This is a genomic window from Streptomyces sp. NPDC041713, from assembly GCF_055591085.1.
Genome location: NZ_JBVIZY010000003.1, coordinates 668223 through 688418 on the forward strand (window position 1 = coordinate 668223; position 20196 = coordinate 688418).

The window sequence follows — 20196 nt, forward strand, 5'->3', positions numbered from 1 at the left end:
GGGAGTGGTCGTGCGCGCGACGCCGGATGAGAGGGAGGTCGCACGCAGAACATGTGAGTTTTCAGTAGCCCCTGGTCACGCGGAGGTCGCGGGCAGCACCGGCACGAGGGCGTTCCACCGGGAGATCTGGCAGCCGTCGGTGCGGCTGTAGCGCGCGTCGACGGGGCGTCCGGCCCAGGTCCCCCGGATGTGCGCGGTGGCGGGGCCGCCGTACTGCATCGTGCACATCGCGTCGCGCGGCACGGGCGCGAACGGATTGGTCCCGAAGACGGTGACCTCGTCGAGCCGCGCACACGCGTCGGCGGCCTCCGGGTGGTTGCCGCCCGTCGGGTGGCACTTCAGTACGTACGTTCCGTCGCCGTCGCCGCCCGAGTCGGTGACCGTGACGGTGAGCCGGTCGACCGGGGCCGGGGCGGGGGCCGGGGTGGGGGTGCCGGTCTGGGCGGCGGCGGGCAGGGCGGACAGCGCGGCGACCGAGACGGCGACGGAGGCGGCGGCGGTGAGGGCGAGACGGCGCAGCATGGGGACTCCACGGTGAGAGGGGCGAGGGACAAGGGGTGAGGGACAAGAGGCCGAGGCTCTACCGCTCTAACGCCGCGCGCGGCACGACGTTGCGGTGGGGAGGAACGCTTTTGCCCTGCGGGCCGCGCGACCAGTACCGCGGAGGAATGCCTTTGCCCTGCGGGCCGCGCGACTAGTACCGTGGAGGCCGCGATTGGTGACCGGCCGCCCGGCTGTGTCATCATCTGCACGCACCCCGCGCTCGCGCAGGTGTGCAAGCTGGAGGCGTCGCCTAGTCCGGTCTATGGCGCCGCACTGCTAATGCGGTTTGGGCCTTAAAGCCCATCGAGGGTTCAAATCCCTCCGCCTCCGCAGCTCGATCCGAAGCCCCGGTCCGTCTGGACCGGGGCTTCGGTGCGTAGGCGCGCAGGTCGGCGCATACGGGTGTTTCCCCAGCTCACAAGGGGTCGGGCTAACGGATTTCACATGGCGGCGGCAGTCATGTAATGTTCTTCCTGTCGCCGCGAACGGGCCGCAAGGCCGGGAAGCGAAGACAGAAACAAAAGAAAAAACAAGCACTCGTAGCTTAACGGATAGAGCATCTGACTACGGATCAGAAGGTTGCAGGTTCGAATCCTGCCGAGTGCACAGCAGCCCAGAGGCCCCGTGGAGGAATCCACGGGGCCTCTGGCTTTTGCGTTGACTGCAGTCTCGTGGAGGAGCGACGCGCAGGTGCGGCGCAGGTCGTGAAAACGGACCTTCCGGGGCCGGCCCGGACGCACGGCACCTCGAAGGACCCCCGGACCGACGCATACCGTGGGGTATGCACAACGACCACCACGACCTCTCCTGGATCGGCGAGCACGCCTACGTCGATACGCCGTCTCGCGACACACCAGGTATGCGTGACGGGATCTCGTTGACCGCGATACGCGGCGTTGACACGTCCGCGTGGCTCGACCGCCTGGGCGCTGTCACGACCGGTACGCCGGTCGCGTACCGGGACTACACCGTCCCGGACGACGTCGAAGGGTCGCTCGCCATGGTCGGAACCAGCGGCGACTGGTCCTTTGTCCTGGAGGACGGGGACGCGGCCACGGTGTTCCTGTCCCAGTTCGACGACGATGACGTTCTGTCCCGTGAAGGGGAGGAGATGGTGTGCGTGACGCTCAATCGCCACGATGCGCCTGCCATGATCCTCTACTCCTCTCCGGCCGATGACCGGATGGCCTGGTCGGCTGAGTTCGGCGCGGCCTTCCTGGACGGGTACTCCGCGCTTCCCGAAGACACCGCGGCCCGCCTGTCCGTTCTTGACGACAGGCTCGCTGCTTGCGGTGCCGTCCATGCCCGGCTCGCCCCTCCGGCCCGTCCGTGGTCGGAGATGGGCCTGTCGGACTGGGCGCCGGCCGTGTACCGGGCCGTCGGCTGCCTGTTCGGCATCCGGATCGGCCGGGATGAGGTCGAACAGGGACAGCTGCCCGCGGTGGTACTGCCGGAGTCGTTGGGCGGGTGTGCGGGGTGATGGCGGTGGCTTGGCGGTGTGTGGGGCTTGGGTGGCCTGGTGGGGTGCCCGTGTTGCGGTGGGCAGGGGGGCGGGTCAGTGGGCTGGTGTATGGGGGTTTCGTCGGGTTTCGGGTTGTGGGGGAGCGGGGGTGTATTGGGGCGCGGGGGAATCCTTGTCCTCTGCGGGCCGTCGTGGCGGGTACGGCCGCGCAGGCTCGGTGTTCTGAGTGTGCGCGGTTGGATCGTCTCTACTCCGTGGCCGCGGATGGGGTTCCCGATGATCCGCGGACCTATCGGGTCTACCTCGCGTGGTTCGGGCCCGGGCTCCTGAAGGTCGGGATCACCGCCGAGGAGCGCGGGGCCGTGCGGCTTCTGGAGCAGGGGGCCGTGGCGTTCTGCTGGCTGGGGCGGGGGCCGTTGATGGCGGCCCGGCGTACGGAGGAGCTGTTGCGGGCCGCGCTCGGGGTGCCGGACCGGGTGCCGTACGCCCGTAAGCGGGAGGTGCGCGGTGCGCTGCCGGTGTGGGGCGAGCGGGCGCGGGAGCTCGCGGAGCTGTACGGGCGGGCCGTGGGGCTCGACGGGTGGGCCGAGACCCTGGAGCCGGTGCCGTTCGAGGCCGTCGATCACTCGGCAGCCTTCGGGATGGGCGGCGGTGGGGGCGCGCCCGGTCACCTGGTGATGCGGGAAGCCGTCGACGGTGGTGTCGTCGCGGGGCGGCTCGTCGCCGCCGCCGGGCCCGATCTCCATCTGCGGGTCGCGGGCGGGGACGTGCTCGTCGTCGATACGCGGCTGCTCGTGGGGTGGGAGCTGGTGGCCGCCGACGCGGGCGCCGGCGTCAGCGTGCCGGTCCGGCCGATCGCGTCGCCGCCGGGTGGAGGAGGCGTTGAGCAGGATGGGCTCTTCTGACGGGGGCAGGGGCAGGGGCAGGGATAGGGGCAGGGGGGTGGGGCGTGCTCGGGAGCCGTCGCTTCGTTGACCGAATGGTCAAGTCCGTTCGACCGTTGGGCAAGAGCGTGCGGAAAGCGGTGGACGCGGGCGCCGCGCGGGCCCGATGGTGACGTCATGAGCGATCACACCCAAGGTCCTGTCGGTCCCTTCGAACCGCCTTACTACGTCGTCGTGTTCTCCTCCATACGCACCGCGGGAGACCGCGGATACGGCGAGACCGCCGACCGCATGGACGAACTGGTCTCCGAGGTGCCGGGGTTCCTCGGCGTCGACTCGGCCCGCACGCCGGACGGCCTCGGCGTCACCGTCTCGTACTTCCGCGACGAGGAGGCCATCCGGGCCTGGCGCAGCGACCTGGAGCACCGCGCGGCGCAGCGGCGCGGGCGCGAGGACTGGTACGAGACGTACGTCCTCCATGTCGCCAAGGTCGAGAGGAGTCACGGGTTTGTGCGGGAGCGATAGCGCGAGTGCCATAGGCGGGAGCGGAGACGGTGGTGATGAGTCTGTCGCCGTTCGGGGGTTCTGGGAGCGGCTCGGGGTGCCCGGACTCGTCGACGTCCACACGCACTTCATGCCGGAGCGGGTGCTCAACAAGGTCTGGGCGTACTTCGACTCCTACGACGCGACGGGCGCGGTGCGGTGGCCCATCACGTACCGGCACGAGGAGGAGCGGCGGGTCGCGCTGCTCGCAGAGTTCGGGGTGCGGGCCTTCACCTCGATGCTCTATCCGCACAAGGCGGGCATGGCGGAGTGGCTCAACCGGTGGTCGGCCGACTTCGCGCGGCGCACGCCCGGGTGTCTGCACACCGCGACGTTCTTCCCCGAGCCGGGCGTGGACCGGTATGTGCGGGAGGCCGTCGAGGCGGGCGCGCGGGTCTTCAAGTCGCATGTGCAGGTGGGGGGTTACGACCCCAACGACGTACTGCTCGATCCCGTGTGGGGGCTGCTCGCCGAGGCCGGGATCCCGGTGGTCATGCACTGCGGGTCCGGGCCCGAGCCCGGCAAGCACACCGGCCCGGAGGCGGTCGCGCGACTGCTCGCGCGGCATCCGCGGCTGCCGGTCGTCGTGGCGCACATGGGCATGCCCGAGTACGGCGAGTTCCTCGGCCTCGCGGAGCGGTACGCGGAGGTGCGGCTCGACACGACCATGGCGTTCACCGACTTCAGCGAGGCGCTGATGCCGTTCCCGGTGGCGGAGGCGGGGCGGCTGGCCGACCTGGGGGACAGGGTGTTGCTGGGGAGCGACTTCCCCAACATCCCGTACCCGTACCTGCATCAACTCCAGGCGCTGGAACGGCTCGGGCTCGGCGACACCTGGCTGCGGGGGGTGTTGTACGGGAACGGGGCGCGGCTCTTCGGGGTCGGGTGACCGGGGGGACCTGGGGGTCGGGTTATCCCGCGCTCGAATGAACCCGGGCCCCGCCTTTTCTCAGGGAATTCACAGGTTCGCGCAAGAGTGCTCTCAGGGGCCCCGCCCAGGGTGTGCGTATGACCATGACCACGCCTCACGCGCGTACCGAACTGCTCAGGCCGGACGGGAGCCCCGTCCGCGTGCTCGTCGTGGACGACGAGGTGTCGCTCACCGACCTGTTGTCCATGGCCCTGCGGTACGAGGGCTGGGAGATCCGCAGCGCGGGCGACGGGGCGGGCGCGGTGCGTGCCGCGCGCACGTTCCGGCCCGACGCCGTGGTGCTCGACATGATGCTGCCCGACATGGACGGGCTCGCCCTCCTCGGCAGGCTGCGCCGCGAGATGCCCGACGTGCCGGTGCTCTTCCTCACCGCGAAGGACGCGGTGGAGGACCGGATCGCCGGGCTCACGGCCGGCGGCGACGACTACGTCACCAAGCCGTTCAGCCTGGAGGAGGTCGTGGCGCGGCTGCGCGGGCTCATCCGGCGGGCCGGCGCCGCCGACAAGCGCAGCGAATCCACCCTGGTCGTGGGCGACTTGACGCTCGACGAGGACAGCCATGAGGTGACGCGGGGCGGCGACTCCATCCACCTCACGGCGACCGAGTTCGAGCTGCTGCGCTATCTGATGCGCAATCCGCGGCGCGTGCTCAGCAAGGCTCAGATCCTCGACCGGGTGTGGAACTACGACTTCGGGGGCCAGGCCAACGTCGTCGAGCTCTACATCTCGTATCTGCGCAGGAAGATCGACGCCGGGCGCGAGCCGATGATCCACACGCGGCGCGGGGCGGGGTATCTGATCAAGTCCGCGGTTCCTGTCGCCTGTACGTGAGTCCGCCCCTCCGCCGCGCGGGACGTCGTCTACGACACCTCCGTCGTCTCTGTCGCCTCCCGCGTCGGGATCGGCCGCGCACGCTCCGTACCCGGCTCGTCCTCTCCGCCGTCGCGCTGATCGCCGTCGTGTGCGCGGTGATCGGCACCGTCACCACGCTCGCCCTCAAGTCACACCTGTACGACCAGCTCGACGGCGCGCTCGGCGACGTCGCGAAGCGGGCGTCCGGACCGGCCGTGGCACCCGGCACCGGTAGCGGCACCGGCACGGGTAACAGCAGCGGCACCGGCAACCGTGGCCTGCCGGACGGCAGCGGTGGCGGCGACGGGCCCGGCGCCCACGACCCGCTGGAGTTCGTCACCCGCGGCCCCCAGGAGCTGGGGACCATCGGCGCGGAGGTGGGCCGGGACGGCGCGGTCGGCCGCGCCCTGCTCAGCACCGAGGCGGACGACGACAGCGGCAGCCCGTTGCCGGACGCGACCCGGCTCGACGCCGGCCAGATCGCCGCGCTCGCCGCCGTCCCCCGGGACGGCGAGCCGCACGACGTCGACATCCCGGGGCAGGGCGCGTACCGCGCGACGTACGCGTCCGGCGTCCGCGGCGACTTCCTCGTCGGCGTCCCCGCCGCCAAGGTTCGGAACACCCTCGACACGCTGATCGTCGTCGAGGTCAGCGTCACCGCGGCGGGCCTGGCCGCGGCCTCGCTGGCCGGCGCCGCCATGGTCGGCGTCGCGCTGCGCCCGCTGCGCAGGATCGTCACGACCGCGACGCGCGTCGCCGAACTCCCCCTGCACAGCGGCGAGGTGGCCCTCCACGAGCGGGCGCCCGACGCCGACCCGCGCACCGAGGTCGGCCAGGTGGGCGCCGCGCTCAACCGCATGCTCGACCACGTCCACTCCGCGCTGGAGGCGCGCCAGCGCAGCGAGACGCGGGTGCGCCGGTTCGTCGCCGACGCCAGCCACGAGCTGCGGACCCCGCTCGCCTCGATCCGCGGATACGCCGAACTGACGCGTCGGGGGCGGGAGTCCACCGGCCCCGACACGCGGCACGCGCTCGGCAGGATCGAGTCCGAGGCGGAGCGGATGACCGGGCTCGTCGAGGATCTGCTGCTGCTCGCGCGGCTCGACGCGGAACAACCGCTCTCGTACGAGAGCACTGATCTCGCACCGCTCGTCGTCGACACCGTCAGCGACGCGCGGGCGGCAGGACCCGACCACCACTGGCACCTCGAACTCCCCGCGGAACCGGCCCTGGTGCGCGCCGACCCGGCCCGTCTGCACCAGGTCGTCGTCAACCTCCTGGCCAACGCCCGCACCCACACCCCGCCCGGCACCACGGTCACGGCCCGGGTGTGCGGGGCGGGGCCGCACGTCCGTATGGAGGTCCGGGACGACGGGCCCGGCATCCCGCCCGACCTGCTGCCCGCCGTCTTCGAACGGTTCGCGCGCGGCGACGCGTCCCGTTCCCGGCACGCGGGGTCGACGGGTCTCGGCCTCGCCCTCGTACGGGCCATCGTGACCGCGCACGGCGGCACGGTGACTGTGCAGAGCGTGCCGGGGCGGACCGTGTTCACCGTCGTGCTGCCGGCCGTCGCGGACCCGCCGCCCACCACCTCACAGCCGGGCGACAGCCTCACCTCACAGCCTGACCACAGCCTCACCACACAGCCCTGACAGACCAGTTGGCGAACGTCGGCCGCATGCGAACCGACTCTGCCCCGGCCGCCGTCTCACCAGTTTCCGTCTCCCCCGCCGCCCTGCCGTCGCGGGAGCACCTTCCCGCCGCGTGGCGTGACGTGCCCGTCCCCGTCCTGGACGTCGTGATTCCGGTCTACAACGAGGAGAAGGACCTCGGGCCGTGCGTCCTGCGGCTGCGCGACCACCTCGCCCGCACCTTCCCCTACCCCTTCCGCGTCACGGTCGCGGACAACGCGTCCACGGACAGCACCCCGCGGATCGCCGCCGGGCTCGCCGCCTCCGTACCGGAGGTGCGGCACGTACGGCTCGACCAGAAGGGCCGGGGCCGGGCGCTGCGCGCCGTCTGGTCCGCCTCCGACGCGCCCGTCCTCGCCTACATGGACGTCGACCTCTCCACCGACCTCAACGCGCTGCTCCCGCTGGTCGCCCCGCTGATCTCGGGCCACTCGGACCTGGCGATCGGCTCGCGCCTCGCACGCAGTTCGCGGGTGGTGCGGGGCCCCAAGCGGGAGTTCGTCTCCCGCACGTACAACCTGATCCTGCGCGGCTCGCTGCACGCCCGGTTCTCCGACGCCCAGTGCGGGTTCAAGGCGATCCGCGGCGATGTGGCGCGGGTGCTGCTGCCGTTGGTGGAGGACACCGGCTGGTTCTTCGACACCGAGATGCTGGTGCTCGCCGAACGCGCCGGGCTGCGCATCCACGAGGTGCCGGTCGACTGGGTCGACGACCCGCACTCCTCGGTCCACCTGGTGCGGACCGCGACGGACGACCTCAGAGGCGTGTGGCGGGTGGGGCGCGCGCTCGCGGTCGGGGCGCTGCCGCTCGACCGGCTCGCCCGCCCGTTCGGCGACGACCCGCGCGACCGCGGGCTGACCGGAGTCCCCGGTGGCCTCACCCGCCAGCTCGTCGGCTTCTGCGTGGTCGGCGCCCTGTCGACGCTGTTCTACCTCCTCCTCTACAGCGGCTTCCGTACGTTCACGGGGTCGCAGGCCGCCAACGCGCTCGCCCTCCTGGTCTCGGCGGTGGCCAACACCGCGGCGAACCGGAGGCTCACGTTCGGCGTCCGCGGGCGGGGCCGGGCGGTCCGCCACCAGGCGCAGGGCCTCGTCGTCTTCGCCATCGGTCTCGCCCTCACCAGCGGTTCCCTGGCGGCGCTCGGCGCGGCGTCGGGCGACCCGGCGCACTCCACGGAACTGGCCGTCCTGATCGCGGCGAACCTGGCGGCGACGGTGCTGCGGTTCCTGCTGCTGCGGGCGTGGGTGTTCCCGGACCGCGGTGAGACCGCGTCGGGGGCTACGGCTCCGCCGGAAGCCACGGCTCTGCCGGAAGCCACGGCTCCGGCGGGAGCTACGGCTCTGCCGGAAGCCACGGCTCCGGCGGGAGCTACGGCTCTGCCGGAAGCCACGGCTCCGGCGGGAGCTACGGCTCTGCCGGGAGCTACGGCTCTGCCGGAAGCCACGGCGCCGGCGGGAGCTACGGCTCTGCCGGGAGCTACGGCTCCGGCGGGAGCCACGGCTCTGCCGGGAGCTACGGCTCTGCCGGGAGCTACGGCTCTGCCGGAAGCCACGGCTCCGGCGGAAGCCACAGCTCCGCCGGAAGCCAAGGCTCCGGCGGCCACACCCGCGCCCGCCATCACACCCACGCCCGCTGTCATACCCGCGCCGGTCGTCATGCCCGCGCCGACCGTCACACCCGCGCCCCACACCACACCCGCACCCGACGCCCACACCCCCGCTCCCCACGACCACCCGAGGACCGCACGATGACGACCGCCTCCCCCACACCCACACCCACACCCACACCCACACCCACCCCCACACCCACCCCCACACCGGCACCGCTCCAAGCCCCGCGGCTCGGCGCCCTGCCAGCCCGGCTGTGGCGTGGCCGCCCCGACGACCCGCGTTGGGCCCGCCCCGCCTTCCTCGGCCTGCTCCTCGCGACCGCCGTCCTCTACCTCTGGAACCTGAGCGCGTCCGGCTACGCCAACTCCTTCTACTCCGCCGCCGTCCAGGCCGGCAGCCAGAGCTGGCAGGCCCTCTTCTTCGGCTCGCTCGACGCGGGCAACGCGATCACCGTCGACAAGCCGCCCGCCGCGCTCTGGCCGATGGCGCTCTCCGTGCGCCTCTTCGGCCTGAACTCCTGGGCGGTCCTCGTCCCGCAGGTCCTGATGGGCGTCGCGACCGTCGGGGTCCTGTACGCGGCCGTGCGACGCCGTTTCAGCCCGGCGGCCGGACTGCTCGCGGGCGCGGTCCTCGCGCTGACGCCCGTCGCCGCGCTGATGTTCCGCTTCAACAACCCGGACGCGCTGCTCGCCCTCCTCATGACCGTCACGGTGTACTGCGTGCTGCGCGCCCTGGAGCATGGCCGCACCGCATGGCTGGTGTGGGCGGGCGTCGCGGTCGGCGTCGCGTTCCTCGTCAAGACGTTGCAGGCGTTCCTGATCCTGCCGCCGCTCGCGGTCCTCTACGCGGTGTGCGCGCCGGTGCGGCCGCGCAGGCGCTTCGGCCAACTCGCCGCTTCCGCGGGGGCGATGGTCGTCGCGGGCGGTTGGTGGGTGGCGGTCGTGGAGCTCTGGCCCGCGTCCTCGCGCCCGTACATCGGGGGCTCGCAGAACAACTCCTTCCTGGAGCTGACCTTCGGCTACAACGGCCTCGGCCGCATCAACGGCGAGGAGACCGGCAGCGTGGGCGGCGGCGGCGGCCCGCGTGGCGGTGGCGGGGGAGGCGGTCAGTGGGGTGAGATCGGCATCGGCCGGATGTTCGACTCCGAGATCGGCGCCCAGATCTCCTGGCTGCTGCCCGCCGCGCTGATCCTCCTGGTGGCGGGGGTCGTCCTCACCCGCAAGGCGCGCCGCACGGACACCGCGCGGGCGGCGTTCGCGGCGTGGGGCGGCCCGCTCCTGATGACCGCGGCGGTCTTCAGCTTCATGGCGGGCATCTTCCACCAGTACTACACGGTGGCCCTGGCCCCCTACATCGCCGCGCTCGTCGGCATGGGCGCCACGGTCCTGTGGGAGGAGCGCGCGGCGCGGTGGGCGCGTGCTGTGCTCGGCGTGACGGTGGCGGCCACGGCGATCTGGTCGTACGAGCTGCTTGGTCGGGCCCCGGACTACCTCCCGTGGCTGCGCTGGGCGGTGCTCGTGGCGGGCCTCGCGGGGGCGGTGGGCCTGCTGTTCGCGAGCCGTGCCGGGCGTCAACTCGCCCTCATCACGGTGGGGTTGAGCCTGGGGGCCTCCGTGGCGGGACCGGTGGCGTACACCTTGTCGACGGTGGACAGCGCACACACGGGCTCGATCGTGACGGCGGGCCCGGCGTCGGCGGGAGGCAGGGGCGGCCCGGGGGGTGGCGGCGGGCCGGGTGGCGGGGGCCCCGGTGGTGCGGGCGGGCCGGGCGGTCCGGGCGGCGGCCCCGGCGCGTTCCCGGGCCGGCAGGGCCAGGGCGCCCAGCCACCCGGCAACAACGGCAGCAACGGCAACAACGGCCCCCGCGCCCAGGGCGGCAGCGCGAAGAACCGCCCGGGCGGCGGAACGGCACGCGGCGGCGGCATGGGCGGACTGCTCAACGGCGCGCAGGTCTCCGCCGAGGCGAAGAAGCTCCTGGAGATGGACGCCGACACCTACACCTGGGCGGCCGCGGCCATCGGCTCACAGAACGCGGCGAGCTACCAACTCGCCACCGAGCGGCCCGTGATGGCCATCGGCGGCTTCAACGGCAGCGACCCGTCGCCGACGCTCGCGCAGTTCAAGCAGTACGTGGCGGACGGCGAGATCCACTACTTCGTCGGCGGTGGCGGAATGGGCGGCGGAACGGGCGACCGCCCAGGTGGCGGAACGGGTGGCGGTGACGGCACCTCCGCCGGCATCACGGCGTGGGTCGAGTCGACGTTCAAGAAGGTGACGGTGGGCAGCGCGACGTTCTACGACCTGACGAAGCCGCAGTCGACGCCGCAGCCCCAGGCGAAGCCGCAGAAGTAGCGGGCCCGGGCCCCGGAGGGCCCTTGCGGATCCCCCCTCCCGTAAATCTATTGTACGCCGTACGGGACTTGTTCTACGGTGTAAGTCGAACAAGGGAGGGCCGCATGACGGCGATGACTGCCGAGAGCTCCACCGCCTCGTCGAGGCACCCGCAGCGCTGGCTGATCCTCGGCGTCATCTGCCTGGCGCAGCTCACCGTGCTGCTGGACAACACCGTCCTCAGCGTCGCGATCCCCTCCCTCACCCGGGAGCTGGACGCGTCCACGTCCGACATCCAGTGGATGATCAACGCGTACTCGCTGGTCCAGTCGGGGCTGCTGCTCACCGCGGGCAGCGCCGCCGACCGCTACGGCCGCAAGAAGCTGCTCGCGGCGGGCCTCGCCCTGTTCGGCGTCGGCTCGCTCGCGGCCGGCCTCGCGCAGAGCTCCGCGCAGCTCATCGCCGCCCGCGCGGGCATGGGCGTGGGCGGCGCGCTGCTCATGACGACCACCCTCGCGGTGGTCGTGCAGATCTTCGACGACACCGAGCGCGTCAAGGCGATCGGCCTCTGGGCCACCATCAACTCCCTCGGGTTCGCGGCCGGTCCGCTGCTCGGCGGCTTCATGCTCGACCACTTCTGGTGGGGTTCGATCTTCCTGATCAACATCCCGGTGGCGCTGCTCGGCCTGATCGCGGTGGTCAAACTGGTGCCGGAGTCCAAGAACCCCCGGGGCGAGCGCCCCGACCTCCTGGGCGCCCTGCTCTCCACGATCGGCATGGCCGCGGTGGTCTACGCGATCATCTCCGGCCCCGAGCACGGCTGGACCTCGTCGCGGGTCCTGGTCTCCGCGGCCGTCGGCGCCCTTGTGCTCGGCGCGTTCGCGCTCTGGGAGCTGCGTGTCCCGTACCCGATGCTGGACATGCACTTCTTCCGCAACCAGCGCTTCATCGGCGCGGTGGCCGGCGCCATCCTGGTGGCGTTCGGCCTGAGCGGCTCGCTCTTCCTGCTCACCCAGCACCTGCAGTTCGTGCTCGGATACGAGCCGTTGGAGGCGGGGCTGCGCACGGCGCCGCTCGCGGTGACCATCGTGGCCCTGAACCTGGCGGGCGTCGGCGCGAAGCTGCACGCCAAGATGGGCACGCCCGTCACCATCGCGTCCGGCATGAGCCTGCTCGCCGCGGGCCTCGCGGCGATAGCGCTGCTCGGCGGCGACGACTACAACGGCCTGCTGCTCGGCCTGATCGTGATGGGTGCGGGCATCGCGCTCGCCATGCCCGCCATGGCCAACGCCATCATGAGCGCCATCCCGCCGGAGAAGGCGGGCGTGGGCGCGGGCATCAACGGCACGCTCGCGGAGTTCGGCAACGGCCTCGGCGTCGCCGTGCTCGGCGCGGTCCTCAACTCCCGCTTCGCCGCGCTGGTGGCGGTCCCGGCCGCCTCGTTCCCCGCCGCGATGGCCGCGGCGGGGTCGGCGGGCGAACGCGAACGGATCGCCGACGCGTTCTCCTCGGGCCTGGAGACGAGCCAGCTGGTCGGCGCGGCCGCGGTGTTCGCCGGGGGCGTCCTCGCGGCCGCGTTGCTGCGCAGGGCGGAGAGGGCAGACTCCGTGGGTAAGACAGCGGCATAGCATCGGGGAGGGCGGACCACCCGGTTCCGGAAGGGGCCGACGGACCGCCCTCGCACGCCGCCCCCGCACGCCGCCCACCCGGGCCGCTCCCGGCCCGAGGACCAACGAGGAAGGTGCGCCATGACGAAGGCAGCCGGCCGCACGAAGAACACGGCGCGGACGAGCGTCTGGCTGCAGGCCAAGGCCCCGCGCGGCGGCGGCCGCAAGGGCGACCAGCCGAGCGGCCTCGACCGGGACCGCATCACCGAGGCGACGGTCCGGCTCCTGGACGCGGAGGGCCTCGACAAGTTCTCCATGCGCAGGCTCGCCGGCGAACTCAACGTCACGGCCATGTCGGTCTACTGGTACGTGGACACCAAGGACGACCTCCTGGAGCTCGCCCTCGACGCGGTGTGCGGAGAGATGCGGCTGCCCGACGCGGAGGCGGCGCCCGAGGCGTGGCGCGAGCGGCTCCGTGCGCTGGCGGAGGAGTACCGGGCGGCGCTGATCCGGCATCCGTGGGTGTCCCCGCTGGTCGGCCGGTACCTCAACATCGGCCCCAACTGGCTGGCGTTCGCCCGGGCCATCCAGTTCACGGTGCGCAGCACCGGGCTTCCCGCGTACACGCAGAACGGGGCGATCTCGGCGGTCTTCCAGTTCGTGTACGGCTTCGGCACGATCGAGGGCCACTACATCTCGCGGTGCGCGGAGGCGGGGATGTCGCAGGAGGAGTACTACCGGGAGGCGGCCGGTACGGTCCGCGACGAGCTCGCGTCGCACGGGCTCCTGGAGAGTGCGGACGAGTTGATGGCGGCGCGGGACGGGGACACGGTCGAGGAGATGTGGGAACGGGATTTCACGATCGCCCTCGACCTGATGATCGCGGGCATCGAGTCCCTCCTGCCCCGCCCATAGCGACGCGGCACCGCTCCGCGGGGGCGGGGATGGGGGTTCCTCCCCCGGTCCCGCACCCGCACGCGCCCCCGCCAGACCTGCTACGACACCTCCGGCAGCCCCTCCCCCTGCACCGCCTGAATGTCCAGCGTCACCCGCAGCGTCGTCCCGATCGCCGAGATGCCCGCCTGGACCACCTGGTTGTAGTTCATCGCGAAGTCCTCCCGCCGCAGCTCGGCCGTCGCGCGGAACGCCGCTCGCGTCCCGCCCCACGGGTCCGCCCCGGTCCCGAGGTAGCTGAGGTCCAGGTCCACCGGCCGCACGACCCCGTGCATCCCCAGCTCACCGTGGACCGTCCAGCGGTCCGTACCCGACGGCGTCAGACCGTTCGAGCGGTACGTGAGCTCGGGGTACTGCTCCACGTCCAGGAAGTCCGGCGACTTCAGGTGCCCGTCCCGCATGCCGTTCCCCGTGTCGATCGACGCCGACCGGATGACCGCCTCGACGCGCGACTTCTCGACGTCCTCGGCGATCTCGATCCGCCCGCCGAACTCCGTGAACCGCCCGTGCACACTCGTGATCCCGAGGTGCTGCGCGACCGCGCCCACCGTCGAGTGCGCGGGGTCGATGGCCCACGGTCCGGGCGGCGGCAGCTCCGTGCCGCCCTGCCGGGCGAGGACGACGTTGCCGACCTCGGCCCGCCCGCTGGCGGTGACGAGCGCCGTGGAGGCGACGGGCGCGTACCCGACGGCCGTGACGATGACGGTGTAGGGCCCGGCCGCGAGCGGGGTCTCGTCGCGTACGACGCCCTCGCCGTCCGTGTCGGCCCGCAGCACCTGCGTGCCGGTCATGTCGGTCACCGTGACGACGGCGTGGGGTACGGCCCACCCGTCACGCGTACGGATCCGAGCGTTCAGTGCCATCCCGTTTACTCCTTGCCGGGCTTCACGAAGGGAAGCCCCAAAGCTTCAAAATCAGGTCAGACGCAGACGACCCCCGGGCCGGCGGTGGCCGGCCGTCCCCTGCCGTGAACGCCACCGCCGGCCCGGGGGCCCTTTCCGCGACCGGCCCGGGGCCGCGCCTCCGCTCGGGGCGCGACCTCGGGCCGGGGCCGGTCACTCGCCCGGGTGGGCGAGTTCGATGTCGTGGCCGTCGGTGCCGCTGCCGGCGACCGTCAGCCCCGTGGCCACCGGCGGGTACCCCGTCGCGATGACCGTGTACTCCCCGCTGTCCAGGTCGGTGAAGGCGTACGCCCCGTCCGCCCCGGTGGTCGCGGTGGCGACGACGTTGCCCGCGGCGTCCACCAGCGTGACGCGGGCGTCGTTCAGCGCCGAGCCGCCGGCCCGCACGGTGCCGAGCACCCGCGCGCCGGAGTTGAGCTCGACCTCGACCCGGGTGACCCCGGTGCCGCCGACCTCGACGGGCAGCGCCATCGGCCGGTGACCCGCGGCGTTCACCGCGATGGTGACGGTGCCGGGGACCAGCTCGGCGAAGGTGAACTCGCCCTGCTCACCGGAGAGTCCGGTGGCGAGGACGTCACCGCGGACGTCGGTCACGATGACCATCGCGCCGCTGACCGGCAGCTTGCTGTCGGCGTCCCGCACGAGCCCGCTCAGCCCGCTGGTGCCGCTGAGGAGGATGTCGTACGACAGCGCCTCCTCGCCCACGACCACGGTCGAGGCCTGCGGCTGGAAGCCGTCGGCGGAGGCGATGAGCACGTACGACCCGGCGCCCGGGGCGTCGACGGTGTAGGCACCGTCGCCCTGCGCGACCGCACGGCCCAGCTGCCGTCCCCCGAGGGAGATCAGCGTGACGGCGGCCCGCGGAACGGGCGCGCTCTCGGCGCCGCGGACGTAACCGCGCACCGGGATGCCGTTGGTGACCGGAGGAAGACCCCCGCCCCCCGCGCCGGCCTCGGCGGCGGACGCCACGGCGGCGAGCCGCTGCGTGCCGTCGGGCCCCTCGGACCCGGCCTCGGTGTGCGAGGCGACGGAGGCGAGCACGGGCTGCTCGGCGGTGGCCGCGGGAGCGGCGGAAGCCGTGGCGTCGGCAGGGGCGTCGGCCGGAGCCGCGCCGTCCGTGGCCGCCGCGGCGGCCTGGGCGATGCCACCCGACGTACGCAGCGGAACCTCCTTGATGAAGAGGGTGATCAGGAAGGCGAGGAACGCGAGCGGCGCGGCGATCAGGAAGACGTCGGCGATGCCGTGCCCGTACGAGCTCTCCATCACCGTGCGGAACGGCTCCGGGATCTTGTCCAGGTCCGGGATGCCGCCGCCGCCCGTGCCGCCGTGGCCGAACTGCGCCGCGGCCTTCGGGCCGAGGTCGGTGATGCCGTCCTTGACGTAGTCCGTGATCCGCGTGGACATGATCGCGCCGAGCGCCGAGACACCGATCGCACCGCCGAGGGAGCGGAAGAAGGTGACGGTGGAGCTGGCGGAGCCGAGGTCCTCGGGGGCGACCTGGTTCTGCGTGCACAGGACCAGGTTCTGCATCATCATGCCGATGCCGAGACCCATCAGGGCCATGAAGATCGCGATGTGCCAGTACTCGGTGTCGTACCGGATGGTGCCGAGCAGACCGAGGCCCGCCGTCACCAGGACGCCGCCGCTGACCAGCCACGCCTTCCACTTGCCGGTCTTGGTGATGACCTGACCGGAGACGGTCGACGAGATGAACAGACCACCGATCATCGGGATCGTCATGACGCCGGACATCGTCGGGGACTTGCCCCGGGCGAGCTGGAAGTACTGGCTGAAGTAGACCGTGCCCGCGAACATCGCGACACCCACGAAGAGCGAGGCGAGCGAGGCGAGGGTGATGGTGCGGTTGCGGAAGAGCCGCAGCGGGATGATCGGCTCCTTGGCCTTCGTCTCGACGAGCACGAAGAGGAGTCCGAGGACGACCGAGCCGCCGACCATGGCGGCCGTCTGCCACGACATCCAGTCGTACTTGTCACCGGCGAAGGTGACCCAGACGAGCAGCAGGCAGACCGCGGCGCTGATGAAGAACGCGCCGCCCCAGTCGACCTTCACGTCACGCTTGACGACGGGAAGCTTCAGGGTCTTCTGCAGGACGATCAGCGCGATGATCGCGAACGGCACGCCGACGTAGAAGCACCAGCGCCAGCCGAGCCACGAGGTGTCGGTGATGACACCGCCGAGCAGCGGGCCGCCGACGGTGGCGACGGCGAAGGTGGCGCCGAGGTAGCCGGAGTACCGGCCGCGCTCGCGCGGGGAGATCATCGCGGCCATCACGATCTGCGCGAGGGCGGAGAGACCGCCCACGCCGATGCCCTGCACAACGCGGCAGGCGATCAGCATCCCTGCGCTCTGCGAGAGACCGGCGACGATCGATCCGCCGACGTAGATGACCAGGGCTATCTGTACGAGCGCCTTCTTGCTGAAGAGGTCGGACAGCTTGCCCCACAGGGGGGTCGTCGCGGTCATGGCGAGCAGCGACGCGGTGACGACCCAGGTGTAGGCGGACTGGCCGCCGCCGAGGTCGCCGATGATTTCGGGCAGGGCGTTGGAGACGATCGTCGACGACAGGATCGCCACGAACATGCCGAGCAGCAGCCCGGACAGCGCTTCCATGATCTGCCGGTGCGTCATCGGAGCGTTCTCGCCGGGGTGGCCGTGATGCGCTCCGTGCTTGGCATGGCTGCCCCGCACACCGGCTGGTGTGGTTGTTGCCATGGGCTTCCTTTTCTTACGCGGGTGTACGGGTGGTCTCCGACGTGGTCCGCACGTCGTGGGGGGCGGGGAGCCGGGCCGAAGCCGCGCGGCAGTCCCCGAAACTGTCGCGCAGGCGCGCGAGCAGCGTGCTGAGCTGGACGACCTCTTCGTCGCTCCAGTCGTGCAAGTAGTGGGTGAGCGTCCGGATGGAGAGCTCGGCGAGCTCGTCCACCTTGGCCTTGCCGTCGGGCGTGAGCCGCAGGATCCGGGAGCGCCTGTCCGCGGGGTCGGGATCGCGGGCGATCCACTCCTTGTCCGCGACGTGCGCCACGTGGCGGCTGGTCACCGACGTGTCGACGGCGAGCAGCTCCGCGAGCCTGCTCATCCGCATCGCGCCGTGGCGGTCGAGCAGGATGAGGACGGCGGCGGATCCGGCCGGGCAGTCGTGCGGCAGGCCTCTTCCGAGGCCACGCTTCACGGCACCGATGGCGCTGAGCTGCTGGGCCAGCTCCTCGTACTGACGCTGCGCGGCCACGGCACCTCCTAATTTTTTGTTGCTTAGGGCAACGATAGAAGCAGTTGGTTGCCGCAGGCAAACTAAAACCTGGCCGTCGGCCTAAAGAGTCGGCAAAGCTCTGGGGGCCGGGTCGTAAAGTCCCTGGCCAGAGGGGGTTGGGCCGAGGGCCGTGGATTCGCTAGGGTCCTGATCCATGGCACACAACCCCCAGGACCCCCAGGGCAACCGGGGCCACCAGGCTCCGCAGGGCAACCTCGACCCCGCCGGCAGCACGCAGATGTTCCGCGCCTTCGTCGACGAGGCGCCGCGGGGAGGACAGCCCCAGGCAACGACGTCCTCGTCGGGCCCACGGGTGGGCTTGATCGTGGGCGTGCTCCTGGCGATCGTGATCGTGGCGGGAGTGGCGTGGCTGGCGCTGTCGTAAACGGTTTCTGCGGGGACCCTTGCGGGGCCTGGAGGGGCTGTGATCTGCGGGCGATCGCCGGCTGATCGCGATTCCCTGCGGGGCTCGGGCGGTTTCTGATCTGCGGGCGGTCGCTGGCTGATCGCGCGTTTCCCTGCGGGGCTTGGGCGGTTTTTGATGCGCGGGCGGTCGCTGGCTGGTCGCGCAGTTCCCCGCGCCCCTGAGTCACCCGCGGCGAGGCACCCGCGAAGGCCCGCAGATGAACGACGACGCGAGCACCCCATCAGGGGCGCGGGGAACTGCGCGAGCAACCACGACGCACCCGCAGGTCGGCGACGTGCTCAGCCGCCCCCCCCGGGGGGGCCTACTCCCAGTCCACCCAGACGTCCCGCGTCTCCACCCTCATGCCCAGCGGCACACGCCACGCGTCCACGCACACCGTCCAGGCCCCCTCCCTCTTCGCCCCGGGACCGATCGGAGCCGGCAGCGCCACCGTCGACTTGATCGTGGCCCAGTCCACCCCGAGCGCCCCGATGATGTGCGTACCGAAGGTGACCTCCCCCGAACGCACCGCCGTCCCACCCGTGTTGCGAAAGGTCACCGTCACCTTCTCGCACCACCGCTTGTCCGCAGGAGCCCGTTCCGGATCGCCGACGGCGAGCACCGCGGGCCCACTCGGCGCCGGCTCCGTCCCAGACCCCCCGGAACCGGACCCCGGACCCGGCCCCGACGGACTCGGGGAGCCCCCACCCGTACCCGTACCTGACCCCGTACCCGTACGACCGCCCTCGTGCCCCGACGACGCCCCAGGAGACGACGACACCCCCGAACCTGACCCCGAACCCGAACCCGAACCCGAGTCCGAACGTCCCTCCCCGACCGGCGACTTGCTCGCCCCGCCCCCCTCCGGCGACGCCCCCGCCGAGTCACCGGAACGGCCCCCGTCGCCGGAACCACCCCTCTCCAGCGGCACCATCCTCACGTCACCTGTGGGCCCCACCGTCTTGCCCGGCGCCCGACCGGGCGAGGCCCCCGCCGCGCCCGTCGCCACGTAACCGTCGCCGCTGTCACCGCCGCAGGCAGACAGCAGGCCGCCGAGGCACAGCACAGCGGCCCCCGCACCGAGGACGTTCCGCACTCCACGTCGCATCGCGCCAGTGTGTCTGACGGGTCGTCAATTAGGAACCCCGTAACTAGGAACCCCGTCAGCAACACCCCCGACACACAAGGGAGTCGGCGCGTCTCAGTCCGCGATGAGACCGTCCCGCAGCTGCGCCAGCGTCCGCGTCAGCAGCCGCGAGACGTGCATCTGGGAGATGCCGACCTCCTCGCCGATCTGCGACTGCGTCATGTTGGCGAAGAAGCGCAGCATGATGATGCGGCGCTCGCGGGGCGGCAGCTTGGCCAGCAGCGGCTTGAGGGACTCGCGGTACTCCACGCCCTCCAGGGCCGAGTCCTCGTACCCGAGGCGGTCCGCGAGGGAGCCCTCGCCGCCGTCGTCCTCGGGCGTCGGGGAGTCCAGCGAGGAGGCGGTGTACGCGTTGCCGACGGCGAGGCCGTCGACCACGTCCTCCTCGGAGACGCCGAGCGCCGCGGCGAGTTCGGGCACGGTCGGCGAGCGGTCGAGCCGCTGGGCCAGCTCGTCGCTGGTCTTCGTGAGCGCGAGCCGCAACTCCTGGAGGCGGCGCGGCACCCGCACCGACCAACTGGTGTCCCGGAAGAAACGCTTGATCTCACCGACGACCGTCGGCATCGCGAACGTCGGGAACTCCACGCCGCGTTCGCAGTCGAAACGGTCGATCGCCTTGATCAGGCCGATCGTGCCGACCTGGACGATGTCCTCCATCGGTTCGTTGCGACTGCGGAAGCGGGCCGCCGCGTACCGCACGAGGGGGAGGTTGAGCTCGATGAGCGTGTCCCGCACATAGGCGCGTTCCGGGCTGTCCTGGGCGAGCGTGGCGAGCCGCAGGAAGAGGGATCGGGACAGGGTCCGGGTGTCGATGACTTCCGGGGCCGTTGAGCTCTGGAGCGCTTCGGAGCCCTGAAGCGCGTCGGGCGCCGGCTCGCTCGGGCTCTTCGTGAGCGTGAGCGTGAGCACCTTCGAGCTGCCCTGGTCTGCGGACATGCCACCCCCTTGAGGTCGCGGACGGTCGCGGCGGACGCTCCCGTCGGAGGAACGCAGCCTCCACCTGAATACCGGAGGTGGGGCTACGGCAAACGCGGTTCCAGCAGAATGTCACATGTCGGCAACACGCT

The 20196-nt window shown here is 71.9% G+C and carries 17 protein-coding genes and 2 tRNA genes; 13 read left to right on the plus strand and 6 right to left on the minus strand.

The features are described from left to right. Window positions 1-75 precede the first annotated feature (75 nt). Complete coding sequence (locus ACZ6CV_RS12615; RefSeq protein WP_469250780.1) at window positions 76-522, minus strand: SSI family serine proteinase inhibitor; 447 nt, start codon at window positions 520-522, stop codon at window positions 76-78. 260 nt (window positions 523-782) lie between these two features. Between ACZ6CV_RS12615 and ACZ6CV_RS12620 the strand changes: the two genes are divergently transcribed. The 12 genes from ACZ6CV_RS12620 (at window position 783) to ACZ6CV_RS12675 (ending at window position 13367) form a co-directional block, all read left to right on the plus strand. Beyond that, window positions 783-873, plus strand: a tRNA-Ser gene (locus ACZ6CV_RS12620). Window positions 874-1076: 203 nt separating this feature from the next. Then, window positions 1077-1149 (plus strand) — tRNA-Arg (locus tag ACZ6CV_RS12625). A gap of 175 nt (window positions 1150-1324) precedes the next feature. Further along, window positions 1325-2023 carry a hypothetical protein gene (locus ACZ6CV_RS12630; protein WP_469250781.1) on the plus strand — a complete coding sequence of 233 codons (699 nt, stop codon included), beginning with the start codon at window positions 1325-1327 and terminating at the stop codon, window positions 2021-2023. After that, window positions 2023-2910 carry a DUF2797 domain-containing protein gene (locus tag ACZ6CV_RS12635; RefSeq protein ID WP_469250904.1) on the plus strand — a complete coding sequence of 296 codons (888 nt, stop codon included), beginning with the start codon at window positions 2023-2025 and terminating at the stop codon, window positions 2908-2910. The genes ACZ6CV_RS12630 and ACZ6CV_RS12635 overlap by 1 nt, the downstream gene beginning before the upstream one ends. A gap of 156 nt (window positions 2911-3066) precedes the next feature. Continuing rightward, a complete protein-coding gene (locus tag ACZ6CV_RS12640) occupies window positions 3067-3414 on the plus strand; it encodes an antibiotic biosynthesis monooxygenase family protein (protein WP_469250782.1) in 348 nt (115 codons plus the stop codon). After that, entirely contained in the window at window positions 3368-4321 is a 954-nt protein-coding gene (locus ACZ6CV_RS12645) for an amidohydrolase family protein (protein ID WP_469250783.1), read from the plus strand. The genes ACZ6CV_RS12640 and ACZ6CV_RS12645 overlap by 47 nt, the downstream gene beginning before the upstream one ends. A 119-nt stretch (window positions 4322-4440) precedes the next feature. Further along, entirely contained in the window at window positions 4441-5193 is a 753-nt protein-coding gene (locus tag ACZ6CV_RS12650; protein ID WP_469250784.1) for a response regulator transcription factor, read from the plus strand. Beyond that, complete coding sequence (locus tag ACZ6CV_RS12655; RefSeq protein ID WP_469250785.1) at window positions 5190-6866, plus strand: sensor histidine kinase; 1677 nt, start codon at window positions 5190-5192, stop codon at window positions 6864-6866. The genes ACZ6CV_RS12650 and ACZ6CV_RS12655 overlap by 4 nt, the downstream gene beginning before the upstream one ends. 26 nt (window positions 6867-6892) lie before the next feature. Then, complete coding sequence (locus tag ACZ6CV_RS12660) at window positions 6893-8656, plus strand: bifunctional glycosyltransferase family 2/GtrA family protein (protein WP_469250786.1); 1764 nt, start codon at window positions 6893-6895, stop codon at window positions 8654-8656. After that, window positions 8653-10866, plus strand: coding sequence for an ArnT family glycosyltransferase (locus tag ACZ6CV_RS12665; protein WP_469250787.1), 2214 nt, complete (start codon window positions 8653-8655; stop codon window positions 10864-10866). The genes ACZ6CV_RS12660 and ACZ6CV_RS12665 overlap by 4 nt, the downstream gene beginning before the upstream one ends. Before the next feature lie 104 nt (window positions 10867-10970). Beyond that, window positions 10971-12473, plus strand: a complete 1503-nt coding sequence (locus tag ACZ6CV_RS12670; RefSeq protein WP_469250788.1) for an MFS transporter — start codon at window positions 10971-10973, stop codon at window positions 12471-12473. A 120-nt stretch (window positions 12474-12593) separates the two neighbouring features. Continuing rightward, window positions 12594-13367 carry a TetR/AcrR family transcriptional regulator gene (locus tag ACZ6CV_RS12675; protein ID WP_469250789.1) on the plus strand — a complete coding sequence of 258 codons (774 nt, stop codon included), beginning with the start codon at window positions 12594-12596 and terminating at the stop codon, window positions 13365-13367. Window positions 13368-13447: 80 nt separating this feature from the next. Here ACZ6CV_RS12675 and ACZ6CV_RS12680 read toward each other — a convergent pair whose 3' ends face one another. From ACZ6CV_RS12680 to ACZ6CV_RS12690, 3 genes are all read right to left on the minus strand, one after another. Continuing rightward, window positions 13448-14269, minus strand: a complete 822-nt coding sequence (locus tag ACZ6CV_RS12680) for a YceI family protein (RefSeq protein WP_469250790.1) — start codon at window positions 14267-14269, stop codon at window positions 13448-13450. Window positions 14270-14461: 192 nt separating this feature from the next. Then, window positions 14462-16957, minus strand: a complete 2496-nt coding sequence (locus tag ACZ6CV_RS12685; RefSeq protein WP_469250905.1) for an MFS transporter — start codon at window positions 16955-16957, stop codon at window positions 14462-14464. Between the two features lie 97 nt (window positions 16958-17054). Continuing rightward, window positions 17055-17555, minus strand: a complete 501-nt coding sequence (locus ACZ6CV_RS12690; protein ID WP_362375125.1) for a MarR family winged helix-turn-helix transcriptional regulator — start codon at window positions 17553-17555, stop codon at window positions 17055-17057. A 175-nt stretch (window positions 17556-17730) separates the two neighbouring features. Here ACZ6CV_RS12690 and ACZ6CV_RS12695 point away from each other — a divergent pair, with 175 nt between their 5' ends. After that, the gene (locus ACZ6CV_RS12695; protein ID WP_469250791.1) at window positions 17731-17961 is read left to right on the plus strand and encodes a hypothetical protein; all 231 of its coding nucleotides are present in this window, start codon (window positions 17731-17733) and stop codon (window positions 17959-17961) included. Between the two features lie 343 nt (window positions 17962-18304). Here ACZ6CV_RS12695 and ACZ6CV_RS12700 read toward each other — a convergent pair whose 3' ends face one another. Both ACZ6CV_RS12700 and ACZ6CV_RS12705 read right to left on the minus strand, forming a co-directional pair. Then, window positions 18305-18541, minus strand: coding sequence for a hypothetical protein (locus ACZ6CV_RS12700; protein WP_469250792.1), 237 nt, complete (start codon window positions 18539-18541; stop codon window positions 18305-18307). 642 nt (window positions 18542-19183) lie between these two features. After that, window positions 19184-20065: an RNA polymerase sigma factor SigF gene (locus tag ACZ6CV_RS12705; RefSeq protein ID WP_355814570.1), complete on the minus strand. Its 882-nt coding sequence runs from the start codon at window positions 20063-20065 to the stop codon at window positions 19184-19186. Window positions 20066-20196 lie beyond the last annotated feature (131 nt).

Excerpts from the sequence above, each read along its gene's own strand:
- ACZ6CV_RS12665 (WP_469250787.1), top strand. The coding sequence starts at position 8,653 with ATGACGACCGCCTCCCCCACACCCACACCCACACCCACACCCACACCC.
- ACZ6CV_RS12650 (WP_469250784.1), top strand. The coding sequence starts at position 4,441 with ATGACCATGACCACGCCTCACGCGCGTACCGAACTGCTCAGGCCGGAC.
- ACZ6CV_RS12675 (WP_469250789.1), top strand. The coding sequence starts at position 12,594 with ATGACGAAGGCAGCCGGCCGCACGAAGAACACGGCGCGGACGAGCGTC.
- ACZ6CV_RS12615 (WP_469250780.1), bottom strand. The coding sequence starts at position 522 with ATGCTGCGCCGTCTCGCCCTCACCGCCGCCGCCTCCGTCGCCGTCTCG.
- ACZ6CV_RS12635 (WP_469250904.1), top strand. The coding sequence starts at position 2,023 with ATGGCGGTGGCTTGGCGGTGTGTGGGGCTTGGGTGGCCTGGTGGGGTG.
- ACZ6CV_RS12645 (WP_469250783.1), top strand. The coding sequence starts at position 3,368 with ATGTCGCCAAGGTCGAGAGGAGTCACGGGTTTGTGCGGGAGCGATAGC.
- ACZ6CV_RS12685 (WP_469250905.1), bottom strand. The coding sequence starts at position 16,957 with ATGACGCACCGGCAGATCATGGAAGCGCTGTCCGGGCTGCTGCTCGGC.
- ACZ6CV_RS12660 (WP_469250786.1), top strand. The coding sequence starts at position 6,893 with ATGCGAACCGACTCTGCCCCGGCCGCCGTCTCACCAGTTTCCGTCTCC.
- ACZ6CV_RS12670 (WP_469250788.1), top strand. The coding sequence starts at position 10,971 with ATGACGGCGATGACTGCCGAGAGCTCCACCGCCTCGTCGAGGCACCCG.
- ACZ6CV_RS12705 (WP_355814570.1), bottom strand. The coding sequence starts at position 20,065 with ATGTCCGCAGACCAGGGCAGCTCGAAGGTGCTCACGCTCACGCTCACG.
- ACZ6CV_RS12695 (WP_469250791.1), top strand. The coding sequence starts at position 17,731 with ATGGCACACAACCCCCAGGACCCCCAGGGCAACCGGGGCCACCAGGCT.
- ACZ6CV_RS12630 (WP_469250781.1), top strand. The coding sequence starts at position 1,325 with ATGCACAACGACCACCACGACCTCTCCTGGATCGGCGAGCACGCCTAC.
- ACZ6CV_RS12640 (WP_469250782.1), top strand. The coding sequence starts at position 3,067 with ATGAGCGATCACACCCAAGGTCCTGTCGGTCCCTTCGAACCGCCTTAC.
- ACZ6CV_RS12680 (WP_469250790.1), bottom strand. The coding sequence starts at position 14,269 with ATGGCACTGAACGCTCGGATCCGTACGCGTGACGGGTGGGCCGTACCC.